We start from the raw sequence: 12,700 nt of genomic DNA on the forward strand, positions 1-12,700 counted from the left end.
TCAGGTGGTGACCGATCAGGGACGGGTCGGGTGAGGGCCGGTCAGGCTCCCGGCGGCACCCGGGACGGCCGTCCCGTCCCGCGCGTCAGCGCGTACCCGCCGACTCCCGCGAGGGCGGCCAGGATCCCGCCGATCGCGGTCCACACCCAGCGGTCCGACCACCAGCCGGACGCCCAGCCGTCCTCGGGTTCGAGACCGGCCAGCACCGCGGCGTTCTCCTGCTCCTCCGCGGGCTTCGTGGCGACGCCCGGCACCAGCGGCTCGGCCAGTGAGCCGTCCACCGCCGCGGATCCGCCGATGTCCTTGGAGTCCACCCGCACCTCGCTGCCGACGGGGAGACCGAGGTCGGCGGTGGCGACGCCGGTGGCGGTCAGCCGGACGTAGTAGGTGCCCGGCAGCGGGTCGTTGGCCCACGGCTCCGACCAGGCGCGGACCGTGCGCAGCACGCAGGCCAGTTCGACGGAGGACGTGCCCGCCGCGGCGGCGCGGGTCTGCGCCCCGTACTGGCACGCCTGGCGGCGGCGCAGACCGTCGTAGACGTCGATCTGCCAGGTCTGCGGGGCGTGGGTCTCCGGCAGCTTCACCGTCGCCTCGACCGTGGGGCGCTGCCCGGTGTCGGCGGGGAAGGACCAGTACAGGTAGTCGCCCGTGGAACCGCTCGCCGTGGCCTGCTGCCCCTGCTCGATCTCCGTGGCCGTACGGAACGACGTGCCGGCCTGCGTGGGGGCCGAGGAGTCGTCCGGCGACGGACTCGGTGAGGCGTCGGCCGCGGCCGGGGCGGCCGCCAGGCCCAGGGTCAGCAACGCCGCGCTCAACGCTCTTGCCATTCGCATCAGTTGGTCCTCCAGACCGCGACGCGCCAGCGCGAGAGCCAGCCCCAGACGAGACCGGCGAGGAAGCCGGTGAGGATCAGCACGCCGAGCAGCCACCAGCCGCGGCCGAGACCGAAGGCGGCCACGTCGCCCGCCTGGCTCGGGGCGTCCACGACGTCCACCGTCAGCTCCAGCGGCAGACCGGGCGTGGCCTGCACGCCGGAGGCCGCCGAGAAGGAGTGCGAGACGGCGAGGCAGACCGCCTCCGAGGGAGCGTCCTCGTCGTCGCTCTCGGCCTTCGGGTAGCGCAGACCCGTCGAGATCACGTCCGTACGGCCGTTGCCCGCCGCCTCGCCGCGCACGATCTCGCGGCCCTTCGAGGTCACGGCCCGCATCAGCACACCGTAGCCGGGGTTCACGGCCCGGTCCGCCGCGACGCTCACCGAGGCGCGCAGCTCCTGCCCCGGCCGCACGTCCACCCGGTAGAAACGCTGCTGCCCGAACTCCTCGCGGTCGGTGTACAGGCCCGACTTCAGCGTCGGCGCCCCGGCGCACCGGTCGGCGCCCTTAGTCGGCACCGGCGTCACCACCGGATCGGCCGCCCGGTCCACCAACTGGTTCACCCGGTCGGTGAGTTCGTCCTGGTGCTCGACCGAGGTGTAGGTGCCGCCGGTGGCCTCGGCGATGCAGCTCAACTGCCGGCTCAGCTTGGCCGTCGGGACCAGGCCCAGGGTGTCGATGGTGAGGCCGATGCCCTTGGCCGCGATCTCGCGGGCCACCTCGCACGGGTCGAGCGGGGCGCAGGTGTCCTCGCCATCGCTGATCAGCACGATGCGCTTGGAGCCGTCACCGCCGTCCAGGTCGCCGGCCGCCTTCAGCAGGGCCGGGCCGATCGGCGTCCAGCCCGTCGGGGTGAGCGTGGCGACGGCCGTCTTGGCCTCGGTGCGGTCGAGCGGGCCCACCGGGTAGAGCTGCGCGGTGTCCTTGCAGCCCGTCTTGCGGTCGTCCCCCGGGTAGTCGGCGCCGAGGGTGCGGATGCCGAGCTCAACCTCCTCCGGGGTCGCGTCGAGCACCTCGTTGAACGCCTGCTTGGCGGCGGCCATCCGCGACTGGCCGTCGATGTCCCGCGCCCGCATCGAGCCGCTCACATCGAGGACGAGATCGACCTTGGGGGCGTCCTGGCCCGTGGGTTCACCGGCGGCCGCCCCGGCCGGGAAGGCGAGCCCGGCCGTCAGCGCGGCGAGCAGGGCGCAGGCCCCTGCCGCCAGCCGTGTTCTTATGATCATCGCCGGATCCTAGTGATCACCCCGCTCCGGCTCCAAAACGCCGGTTCACCGCAGCGGATTGGGCAGTCGCGCCCACTGGTCCCCGGGCGTCTGCGGCGAGAGCCGCATCAGCGTCAGCGCCTTCGTGGGCAGGGGATCCGCGCACAGCGCCGCGAGGTCGGGGGTGCGCGGCAGGTCCCGTACGGCCGTCTCCAGCGCCGCCGCGAGCGCCGGGCCCGAGCCCGCCGTGCCCGCCAGCGCGCCCGCCACGAGCGAGCCGAACAGCTTGCGGCGCAGCGCGCGTTCGTCGTCGGTGACCATACGGGCGGGCAGCTCGGGCACCGTGATGCCGTGCCCGGCGAGGCGGGCCGGGCTGACGCGGATGTCGGCCAGGTCGCGGTAGACCAACCGCAGCGGTTCGCCCGTCGCGGAGAGGACCACCAGGAGGTTCTGGCCGTGCGCCTCCAGCGCCACGCCCAGTTCCAGCAGCCGCAGCCCGACGGTGAGGGCGAGCCGGGTGAAACCGGCCATCCAGGCGGGAGAGCCGGGCAGGTCCGTGGTGGCGAGCGCCGCCACCGGCAGGACCCGCTCACCGCTGCCCGCGTACGTCTGCGGGGACTCCCGCAGAACGGCCGCGAAGTCCGGGGAACCGGCCGCCGCCGCGCCCAGGGTGCGCGTGACGTGCAGCAGGCCGTCCGTGCGCGCCGCGGGCACCCCCGCGAAGTCCGACAGCATCGCCGACGCGGCGACCGAGGGCAGGGAGATGTCCCGCACCGAGGACGTCAGCCGGGCGCTCAGCGAGGTCTTCACATGCGGCCCGCCGGGCAGCGCCAGCGTCCGCAGGGACATCAGCGGATGCGCGGGACTCCGCTCCTCGCACGTCCGCTTCAGCACATGCGCCGCCTGCCACGGGTGCACCGGCAGCACCACCCGCCCCCCGTCCCTCAGCTCCCCCGGCCACACACCCGTCACCAGGCACTCCTCCGCCCGCACCGGCACCAGCCCCAGCTCCACGACCGGCCGGTGCTCGGGCCCGTAGGCGAGCTGCTCGGCCACCGAGAAGCCCGGCCGGGACCGGCACGTCGGATGGAACGGATGCCCGTCGACGATCCGCTGCTCCCACTCCCAGTCGTGCTCCGGCCAGCCGCCCCGGTCGTCCTCCTGCCCCGCTCGCGACAGCGCCAGCGAGGCGACGCTGTGCCCGAGTTCGGCGGCGAAGGAGGCGGAGTGCGGTACGGCGAGGTCCGTCATCAGCCGCGCCGGATCCTCGTAGGCCCTCTCGTCCAGCCGTACGACGGTGACGTACGCGCCGGTCGCGTACGGATCCGGCCGGGGGCCGTGCAGCCGGCGCCCGTCCGGCAGGGACAGCGTCAGCCCGTCCCCGGCCTCCTCGCGGCGGGCGACCCAGGGCAGTGGATCGTGGGCGAGACCGCGCCACAGCCGGGACAGCACGGCCGCCCGCGCGCCGGGCAGTTCGGCCTCGTACCGCGCCGACAGACCGGGCCGCACGACGGACAGTTCGTCGGCGACCTCGGTCTCGGCGGTGGGGGGACGGTGCACGGGCAGGCTCCTCGGGTACGAATGCGGGTACGAACAGGGATGTCACAGCGCGGTGGCGACGACCGACATACTGATCATCTCCGCCCGGAACGCTGGAAGGACCGTAGGGACGAGTGGAACGCGTGGACCTCATGCCCCCGCCCGCCGACGACGACTCGGCCCACGGCGACTCCGGCCGCGGCGACGGCCCGTCCGCCGGCGCTCTCGCCGACGCGTACGCCGCCGTGCCCCTGCTGAACTGCCTGCTGCGGGAGGTGGCCCGTCCGGTCCGTCAGGAGGGCGAACGCCACGTCTACCGGCTGCCCGGCGGGGACCGCCTGCTGCGGGTGCGCGGCACCCGGCGGCCCGCCGAACCCGAAATCCACCGGGCGGGCGCCTGGCACCACGTCGGCCACACCGAGCTGGTCAAACTCGTCGCCGAGGAACTGCGCCGGCACACCGGGTCGTCCAACCACGAACTGCCCGCCGAGATGCTCGACAGCCGGGAGGCCGTGGCCGCCCTGCTCGCCGCCCGCACCCGGGCCACCCCGCCCGACGACCTCTACCGGCGCTCCGAGCAGTCCCTCCTCACCGGCCACACCCACCACCCGGCCCCCAAGGCGCGCGGCGGCGGGCCGGCCGCCGCCTGGCTGCCGTACGCGCCCGAGGCGTACGCCCGCTTCCCGATGGCCCTGCTCGGACTCCGCGAGGACACCGTCGTCGAGGAGGGCGACACCTCCGCCCTCGACGCCCTCGGCGCGGCCCCGCCCGGCTACCGTCTGCTCCCGGCCCACCCCTGGCAGCTCGACCTGGCCGCCCCCGAACTCGCCGGCGCCTTCGCGGACGGCAGGCTGATCCGGCTCGGCACGACCGCCTTCGACACCTGGCCCACGGCCGCGATCCGCACGCTCTACGCGCCCGGGCACGACCTCTTCCTCAAGTTCAGCCTCGACGTGCGCATCACCAACGACATCCGCCGGCTGTGGCGCCACGACCTGCTCGCCCTGCGCCGGACGGACGCGGCGGTGTGCGCCGCCTTCGCGGCGTTCGACGGGCCCCCGGCCTGGCTCGGCGACCGCGGGTACCGCACCGCCGACTTCGCCTTCGAGGCCCTCGCCGTCCTGGTCCGCGACGGCTTCGGCGATCACCTCCTGCCCGGCGCGACCCCGCTGCTCGCCGCCGGACTCGTCGAGGGCTTCGACGGCAGCCCGCTCGATCGGACCCCCGACCCCGCTGCCTGGTGGGAGGCCTATCTGGCCCAGGTCGTGCCCCCGGCGCTGACGGCGTTCGCCGAGCACGGCGTCGTCATCGAGGCCCACCTGCAGAACACCCTGGTCGCCGTCGACGCCGACGGCCTCCCGGTGCAGGCGCTGTACCGGGACGCCGAGGGCGTGAAACTGCTGCCGGACGTGCCGCGGCAGGCCGGCTGGGAGCGGCTCGTGTACACCCTGGTCGTCAACCACCTCGTCGAGATCGCCGGGGCCCTCACCGAACGGCACCCCGGTTTCGACCCCTGGCCCGCCGCCCGCCGCGCGTTCGCCCGCCACGACCTCCCCGAGATCCCCGCCCTGCTCACCTCACCGACCCTGCCCGCCAAGACCAACCTGCTGCTGCGCTGGACGGGCGCGGACGGCGCCGACGCCCGCTACCGGCCGCTGCCCAACCCGCTCGCGGACGGGACCTGACCCCTCGGGGCCGGACCCCCGCGTGAAATGATGATCACAACGGCTGGAGAGGGAGGGTGCGGCATGTCCGCGACGCCGGACGCAGGAGTCCCCTGCCGCATCGTCGTCTGCCGGGACTGCTGCTGCGGCAGTCCCAAGGTCACCGGCGTCGATCACGCCGAGCAGACCGAGCGCCTGCGCGAAGCGGCGCCGGTGCGCGTCTCCGACTGCCTCGACGTCTGCGACCAGGCCAACGTCGTCGTCGTCCAGCCCTCCGCCGAGGGCCGGGCCGCCGGGGGCCGGCCGGTGTGGCTGGGCCTGGTCAACGACCCGGCGGCGACCGAGGACGTCGTCTCCTGGGTCCGGGAGGGCGGTCCCGGAATCGCGCCCCTGCCCGACATCCTCGACCTCTACGTCTTCACCCCGCTCGCGCGGCGCCGCTCCGACGGCTCATGACACGGCGGGCACGCACAGCACCGGCACGCTCGACAGGTGCAGCAGCTTGTGCGGAGTCGAGCCCAGCAGCGCCCCGCGCACCGGGCTCTCACCCCAGGTGCCCACCACGATGACCCGGGCGCCATGGCGGGCCGACGCCTCGATCAGCGCCTGCGCGGGCCGCTCGTCGATGAGCTCCACCGACGTCCGGACACCGGCCTCCTCGGCCACCCGGACCGCGTGACCGAGTGCGGTGTTGCCCACCTCGCGCACGGCCTCGTGGTGAGCGCCGTACTCCTCGCCCGTGACGCCGGGGGCGGCGGCGCCGTAGACGATCACCAGGGGTTCGTCGTAGGCGGTCGCCACCTCGATGGCCACGCGCAGTGCCTGCCGGGCGCCCGGGGACTCGTCGTATCCGAGGACCACCGACATCTTCAGGACTCCTTGCCGTCGACGAGGGCCGGGTCGACCACGCTCGGGTGTTCCGACCAGAAGGCGGGCGCCATCAGCCGCCACACGACCATGAGGACCACGCCCGCGACGGCGATGCCGATGCCGATGACGAGCGGCGGACCGAGCCCGAACCACGAGACGCCGCTGTAGGAGTTCTCGGGGTCGGCCATGTCCGTCACGGATTCCACCAGCAGCCACGCCAGCAGCCCCGCGCCGATCAGCGGTCCGAGGCCGATCAGGAAGAAGTTGCGGGCGCTGCGGGTCAGTTGACGGCGGTAGTACACCGCGCAGGCCAGGCCCGTGAGCGCGTAGTAGAAGGCGATCAGCAGGGACAGGGCGGTGAGGGAGTCGAAGAGGGCGTTCTCGCTGAGGTGGTAGAGGATGAGGTACCAGGCGATGGCGATGCCGGCGACCCACCAGGTGCTCACGTCGGGGGTGCGGAACCGGGGGTGGATGCGGCCGAAGTGCGCGGGCAGGGCATGCCGGCGTGCCATGGACAGGCCCGTGCGGGAGGCCGGGATGATCGTCGTCTGGGTGGAGGCGAGGGCGGACGTCGAGACCGCCAGCAGCACGACCCAGTCCCAGCCGCCCATGGTCTCCTCGGCGAGCAGGGCGAAGATGAACTCCTCCTCCGCCGCGTTCTCGGCGAGGTAGTCCGTCCCCGCGTAGGCCACGACCGCGAAGGCGACCGCGATGTAGGTCACCAGCAGCAGCACCGTCGACCAGACGGCCGCCTTGCCGGGGGCGGTGGCCGAGTCCTCGACCTCCTCGGTGAGGTTGACCGCGGACTCCCATCCCCAGTAGATGAACACGCCCAGCAGCAGGGACGCGGTCAGTGGCGCCCCGCCGGCTCCGAACGGGTCGAGCCAGTTGAACTCCGGGTCGATGGAGTCGAGGGTGCCGGTGTCGGCGTAGACGCGGTAGAGCGCCACCACGGCGAAGACGAGCAGGCAGGCGACCTGGGCCAGGATGAGGACGTTCTGCACCTTGGCCGAGATCTCGGTGCCGATCACGCAGACGGCCGTCATCACCAGGATGAGCAGCACCGTCAGCACCTGGCGCAGCACGTCGTTGTCGGCCCAGCTGTCCAGGCCGACGGCGAGCAGGAAGAACGTCACGGCGACGTCCGCGAGCGACCCCACGACCAGGACGCCCGTCATCGTGATGGCCCAGCCGCCGAGCCAGCCGGCCCACGGTCCCATGGCGCGGGTGACCCAGGAGAACGTCGTACCGCAGTCCTGGTCGACCTTGTTGAGGTAGTAGAACGCCGACGCGATCAGCAGCATGGGCACGAACGACGCGAGCATCACCCCGGGGGCGTAGATGCCCACCAGCGCCACGATGGGGCCGATGACCGCCGCCACGGAGTACGCGGGGGAGGTCGCGTTGAGCCCGATGACCAGCGCGTCGACGAACCCGATCGCGTCGGGCTTCAGGCTCGCCTCCGGGGGCGGGCCCGAGTCCGCGATGTCGTTGGCCATGCTCTCTCGCTCCCGTCGTGTGTGCGTCCATACAACAGGGACTTTCGGGGCACTTTGCCCATTGACGGCCATTCAGTGCTTCATGTCGCTCTCCGGCCGCGGACCAGCAGGTGCAGGAAGTACGGCGTGCCGATCACGGGGCCCGCACCAGCGTGCCGACCTGCCCGCGGAGTTCACCAGGCCGTACACGGGCCCCGAGCTCATGCTCCGCCTGCTTGACGAACGTCGGTCCGGTCACCGGGGGACGTCCTGCCCAGGTGTCGTCCCGCCGGCCCCCGTGCAGCGGCCTCGGAGGTCACCGAGGCGCTCGCCCCGGGGCACTGAGAGCCCTCGGCACCGCGCCGGCCCGGGTACCATCGGACCTTCGGATTCCGCCCTCCGGGGAGCCTTGGACCATGCTGAGAGAGGTCACCGCGACCCGCTACGTCGAACTCCTGCGGTCCGGCGGATGCGTCCCCGCAGTCGTCGAGGCGGACGACCTCGGCACCTGGGCCAGGCCGACATCGTCCGGCTGATCACCAGTCTCACCGCCCACGAGCAGTACCCGGCTGCCGAGCTGGCCGCGCTCTACGCCCGGCGCTGGGAGATCGAGTTGGTCTTCGACGAGATCAAGACCCACCAGCGCGGCAGACCGGTCCTGAGGTCGCAGACACCGGACGGGGTGCGGCAGGAAATCTACGCGCACCTGATCGTCCACCATGCCACCCGGGACCTGTTGAACGAGGCCGCCAGGCTTCACCAGAGCACCGCCGAGCGGACGTCGTTCACCCGGGCACTGCACGTCGTACGCCGCACGGTGACCTCACCGAGCGGCTTTTCCCCACCTCGCCCGCAGAGGGGGCCGGCGCCTCGGGCTCGCCGAGATCGGCCAAGGTCTGTTACCCCGCCGTCGGCCCCGTGACTGCCCTCGCAAGATCCGCTCCTGCATCACCGGCTACGGCAGCAGGGCCCCCGGAGAACCCGCAAGCCAACGCCGCTCCCCGGTCGCCGTCACCCTGAACCACCGATGGCACGACCACGATTCCTGGCGCTGTTGGACGGGGTCACGCCGCCCCGTGGACTTCGCGGATGCCCCCGGCGCAAGCCCCGCGCGCCTGGATGCCCCGTCAGGTCTGCGCTCAGCCTCTTCGGTGACTGCGGCGAGCGGTGATGACGGCGCCGGGCATCCGGGCCGGCGCGAAGTTCCAAGACTCGCTCGGGTACACCGTGTGTCTCAGGCCGAGGCCGAACCGTGCCGGATGGCCGGTCACGCGCATGCGGACGGACGACCGGACCGAATCAAGTGTGGGACCGGAGCCGGTCGTTGAGTGCGGCACCGACATCAGGGCAGTTCTCCCGGATCGTGTCGAGGAAGGCGCGCAGCACCGGGGAGTGATCGCGGGCCGCGAAGGACAGGACGAGATCGGGCAGGGGCGTGCGCGGGGTCACTTCGCAGAACCGCACTCCCGGACGCGGGACTGCCCTCATGCGGGATGGCCCCAGGCCGACGCCCACGCCGGAGGCGGCGAGGCCGATGATCGTGTGCACGTCCCTCGCCACGGTCGCGTCGCCGAGAGCCGATGAGTCCGTCCCCAGAAGGGTGCGCAGTTCGGCGACTACAGCGGGTTCGTCCTCGCCGGCCGACACGATCAGCGGCTGTTGCCGCAACTGGTCGACACTTACGGACTGCTGCCCCGCGTAAGGGTGCAGCGTACTCACCACAGCGATCACGTGGTCGCTTCCGATCGGGACGGACACGAGATGCTCGACCCCGGCACCCCGTGGCGGGCCGAGGGTGAGGGCCACGTCCAGCTCCCCGGCGACGAGAGCTGGGCTGCTGCGGCTGGTCGCCATCTCGTGCAGTTCCAGTCTCACGTCGGGCCGTTCACGGCCGAACCGGCTCAGGACGCCCGGCAGCGGGTCGAGCAGTGCCGAGGCGATGAAGCCGAGCCGCAGACGTCCTGTCTCGCCGCGCGCGGCCCGGCCCGCGTCGACCGTGGCCGCCGCGATCTCGTCGAGCGCTCGGCGCGCCCGCGCGAGGAACGCCTCGCCGGCGGCGGTCGGGAACACCCCCTGACGTGTGCGGTCGAACAGCCGGGCCCCCACCTCGCGCTCGAGGTCGGCGATCTGCTTGGACAGCGGCGGCTGCGCGATGCCCAGCTCGCCGGCCGCCCGGCCGAAGTGTTCGTGCTCGGCGAGAGCAACCGCGTACCGCAGGTGTCGCGCTTCCATGACCTGCTCTCCATCTCATCGGCTACTGGCAATACCTCAAAGATATGGCCATGCCACTTACCAGATCTATGAATGGATGGTGCTGTGGTTCCTGCCTGGAATGGAGTCATGAAGAACGTATCTCTGACCGACACCGTCTTCGTTTTCGTGCACGGCGCCTGGCACAGCTCCGGACAATGGGCGGCGACGCAGCGCGCGCTGTCCGGACTGGGCGCGGCGAGCGTGGCCGTCGACCTGCCGGGGCACGGCTTCGACGCACCCCTGCCCATCGGTTACCTGCTGCCCGGCCAGCCGGGCCTGCTGACCGAGAAGACTCAGCTCGCCACCCTGACGATGCACGACTGCGCCGAGGCAGTCCTGAGCGTCCTGCTCCAGGTGCCTCCCCATCGCACGGTCGTGCTCGTCGCGCACAGCGCGGGCGGCGGTCCTGCGTCCCTGGCCGCGGAGCGGGCGCCCGAACTGGTGGACAGGATCGTCTACCTGTCCGCGTTCGTCCCGGGCGGGCGGCCGCGGTTCTCCGACTACCTCGGCTCACCCGAGAATGCCACTGCGCTGGGCCAGAGCCTGAACCTGGGCGACGCCGAGGCCCTGGGCGCCGTACGGATCAATCCGCTCTCACCGGATCCCGCCTACCTCGACGAACTGCGGGAAACCCACTACCACGACACCCCCATGGACCGCTTTGACCGGTGGCGGTCCGCGCTGAGTCCTGATCTGCCCCTGGCGATCCCGACGACTCCGGTCACCCTGACCGCGGAACGGTGGGGTCGAATTCCACGAACTTTCCTGCGCTGCGCCGAGGACCGGGCGCTGGCACCGGCCGCGCAGGACCTGATGATCGCGGAAGCCGACCTGGCCTTCCCCGGCAACCCGTTCACCGTGCATACCCTGCCCGGCAGCCACAGCCCGTTCGCCGCCCGGCCGGGCGAACTCGCCGCGGCCCTCGCCTCGTGAGCCGGTATCGGCCCGTGAAGGGCTCCCCGTCTCTGAGCGGGGGACGGCTCGAAGCCGACGGCGGGCGGCTCGTACTGCTGGTCGTGCTGAGCGCCACATTCGTGCAGTTGCTCAACGTCACCGTCGCGCAGATCGCCGCCCCGGCGATCCGGACCGACCTGGGTGCCGACTCGGGTGCCGTACAGCTGATCCTCGCCGGCTACACCCTGGCCTACGCCTGCTTGCTCATCACGGCCGCGCGCCTGGGCGACCGGTACGGCTACCGCCGTCTGTTCGTGCTGGGCACCGTCGTCTTCACAGCCGGTTCAGTAACCGCCGCGTGTGCTCCCGATGCCGTATTCCTCATTGCGGCCCGGCTGATCCAGGGCGCGGGCAGCGGCTTGGTCGCCCCGCAGGTTCTGTCGATCATCCGGGTCGCCGTCCCCGCTGCCCGGCGCCCACGGGCTCTCGGACTGTTCGGTGCCACGATGGGAATGGCGTCGCTGGCCGGGCCGCTGATCGGCGGACTTCTCGTCGGCGCCGACCTCTTCGGTCTCGGCTGGCGCTCGGTGTTCCTGGTCACGGTGCCGGTGACGCTCGTCTCGCTCGTCGGCGCGACCGTACTGCCTCGCACGCGAGGCGCGGCCGGACAGCGCGTGGACGGGGTGGGCGTGTTGCTGACCACCGTGGGCTTCGGTGCGCTGGTGCTGCCGCTCGCGCAGGGCGGGGAAGCCGGCTGGCCCTGGTGGACATGGGCCACGCTGGCCCTATCCGTGGCCGTTCTCGGCTGCTTCGCCCTGACTCTCCCGCACCGGCCGGATCCTCTGGTGCATCCGTCGCTGTTCCGTGACCGGAGGGCGCGTGCGGGGGTGCTGCTGGTGTTCGTGTTCAACTCCGGGGTGCCGTCCTTCACGTATCTGCTGTTCCTGCATCTGCAGTCGGCCATTGGGTATCCCGCCCTCACAGCCGCGCTGACGTCGGCCCCCTTCGCGGCCGCGGCCGTGCTGGGCAGCCGTAGCGCCCCCGTGCTGGCCCGCCGGCACGGGTCGGTCGTGCTCACGGTCTCGGCACTGGTCTTGGCGGCGGCGGCCCTGGCTCTCGCACCGCTCATCGGCACGGCGACCGGACGCTGGGCGGCGTTGCCGGTCCTGGCTCTCGGCGGCGCCGCGTTCGGCTCGTTCACCGCCTCGGTTTTCGCTCTGGTGCTGGCGCGGGTGGACGGCTCCGCGGCCGGTTCTTTGTCCGGGTTGTTGCCCACGGCTCAGCAGCTGGGCGGATCGATCGGGGTGGCTGCGGCGGGGCTCGTCTACTTCGCACCTGCCGCCGGCCCGTGCGCCGCGTTTCGGCACGCCATGATCTACGAGGCCGCCGTCTTCACCGGCACCGCGCTGATCAGCCTTCGGATGCGCGATCGGAGCCGACCAACCGCGTCACGGGCAGATGCAGCGCGTGCTGCGGGGACGCTCCGAACACCTGGATCGTGAGCCCGCGAAGCGCCGGGATACGAGGCAGCAGGCTCGTAAGCCCCGACGCCGAGCCGGCGGCCTGCAACCTCACCTGTCTCCGCCTCTGCGAAGCTCATTCTGAAACGATCAGTTAGGAAGGTGTAGGGAGCCGGGCGAGCCGGTGGTGCTGCGCTGGAAGCGAGACACCTCCACCGCCCACTGGGCCAAGGCTGCTGGGGACCGGGAAGCTGATCCAGGCGAACTCGGCATCGTTGGGCATTGTCGGATCATTGATTCAGCGCACCTCCGGTGGGCGCCGGGGGCGTGTTTGCAAACCCCTCGCCGGCAACCGGAACGATTACAAGACCTGGAGGGAGTCCGGCGCCAGGGCCGCCGTTTGGCAAGACCACGCCTCGATCATGCTAGAGGCGGGGGAGTCGGTGGTGACGCTGGCGCGATGGC

11 protein-coding genes and 1 pseudogene are annotated in these 12,700 nt (G+C 72.3%); 6 read left to right on the forward strand and 6 right to left on the reverse strand.

Annotation, left to right across the window (positions count from 1 at the left end; all coding sequences use genetic code 11):
• Nucleotides 1-41: 41 nt before the first annotated feature.
• The 3 genes from QOL88_RS31710 to QOL88_RS31720 are packed head-to-tail and all read right to left on the reverse strand — an operon-like array spanning nt 42 to nt 3,637.
• Nucleotides 42-833 (reverse strand): hypothetical protein, encoded by a 792-nt coding sequence (locus QOL88_RS31710; protein ID WP_097221704.1) that lies wholly within the window; start codon nt 831-833, stop codon nt 42-44.
• On the reverse strand, nt 833-2,098 hold the full coding sequence (locus tag QOL88_RS31715; RefSeq protein WP_097221705.1) for a VWA domain-containing protein: 1,266 nt from the start codon (nt 2,096-2,098) through the stop codon (nt 833-835). Before QOL88_RS31715 ends, QOL88_RS31710 begins: the two co-directional genes overlap by 1 nt.
• A gap of 45 nt (nt 2,099-2,143) precedes the next feature.
• Entirely contained in the window at nt 2,144-3,637 is a 1,494-nt protein-coding gene (locus tag QOL88_RS31720; RefSeq protein WP_097221706.1) for an IucA/IucC family protein, read from the reverse strand.
• Between the two features lie 113 nt (nt 3,638-3,750).
• Here QOL88_RS31720 and QOL88_RS31725 point away from each other — a divergent pair, with 113 nt between their 5' ends.
• Nucleotides 3,751-5,301, forward strand: a complete 1,551-nt coding sequence (locus QOL88_RS31725; RefSeq protein WP_373559319.1) for an IucA/IucC family protein — start codon at nt 3,751-3,753, stop codon at nt 5,299-5,301.
• Between the two features lie 63 nt (nt 5,302-5,364).
• Nucleotides 5,365-5,736, forward strand: a complete 372-nt coding sequence (locus tag QOL88_RS31730) for a (2Fe-2S) ferredoxin domain-containing protein (RefSeq protein WP_179879015.1) — start codon at nt 5,365-5,367, stop codon at nt 5,734-5,736.
• Here QOL88_RS31730 and QOL88_RS31735 read toward each other — a convergent pair.
• Together QOL88_RS31735 and QOL88_RS31740 are read right to left on the reverse strand one after the other, a co-directional pair.
• On the reverse strand, nt 5,731-6,147 hold the full coding sequence (locus QOL88_RS31735; protein WP_097221707.1) for a universal stress protein: 417 nt from the start codon (nt 6,145-6,147) through the stop codon (nt 5,731-5,733). The two genes, QOL88_RS31730 and QOL88_RS31735, sit on opposite strands and share 6 nt — an antisense overlap.
• 2 nt (nt 6,148-6,149) lie before the next feature.
• Nucleotides 6,150-7,649 carry an APC family permease gene (locus QOL88_RS31740; RefSeq protein WP_097221708.1) on the reverse strand — a complete coding sequence of 500 codons (1,500 nt, stop codon included), beginning with the start codon at nt 7,647-7,649 and terminating at the stop codon, nt 6,150-6,152.
• A gap of 395 nt (nt 7,650-8,044) precedes the next feature.
• Between QOL88_RS31740 and QOL88_RS38975 the strand changes: the two are divergent.
• Both QOL88_RS38975 and QOL88_RS31745 read left to right on the forward strand, forming a co-directional pair.
• Nucleotides 8,045-8,140 (forward strand): annotated as a pseudogene (locus tag QOL88_RS38975) (HipA family kinase); the annotation flags it as partial.
• On the forward strand, nt 8,098-8,550 hold the full coding sequence (locus tag QOL88_RS31745) for a transposase (RefSeq protein WP_257027944.1): 453 nt from the start codon (nt 8,098-8,100) through the stop codon (nt 8,548-8,550). The pseudogene QOL88_RS38975 and the gene QOL88_RS31745, both read left to right, overlap by 43 nt.
• A gap of 377 nt (nt 8,551-8,927) precedes the next feature.
• On the opposite strand, the gene QOL88_RS31750 is transcribed toward QOL88_RS31745, so the two are convergent.
• Nucleotides 8,928-9,860 carry a LysR family transcriptional regulator gene (locus QOL88_RS31750; protein ID WP_097221709.1) on the reverse strand — a complete coding sequence of 311 codons (933 nt, stop codon included), beginning with the start codon at nt 9,858-9,860 and terminating at the stop codon, nt 8,928-8,930.
• 108 nt (nt 9,861-9,968) lie between these two features.
• Here QOL88_RS31750 and QOL88_RS31755 point away from each other — a divergent pair, with 108 nt between their 5' ends.
• Both QOL88_RS31755 and QOL88_RS31760 read left to right on the forward strand, forming a co-directional pair.
• Complete coding sequence (locus QOL88_RS31755; RefSeq protein ID WP_097221710.1) at nt 9,969-10,814, forward strand: alpha/beta fold hydrolase; 846 nt, start codon at nt 9,969-9,971, stop codon at nt 10,812-10,814.
• Entirely contained in the window at nt 10,811-12,277 is a 1,467-nt protein-coding gene (locus QOL88_RS31760; RefSeq protein WP_257027945.1) for an MFS transporter, read from the forward strand. The genes QOL88_RS31755 and QOL88_RS31760 overlap by 4 nt, the downstream gene beginning before the upstream one ends.
• Nucleotides 12,278-12,700: the final 423 nt, after the last annotated feature.

Origin of the sequence: Streptomyces sp. Ag82_O1-12, from assembly GCF_900182715.1 — a bacterium.
Taxonomy (GTDB): domain Bacteria; phylum Actinomycetota; class Actinomycetes; order Streptomycetales; family Streptomycetaceae; genus Streptomyces; species Streptomyces massasporeus.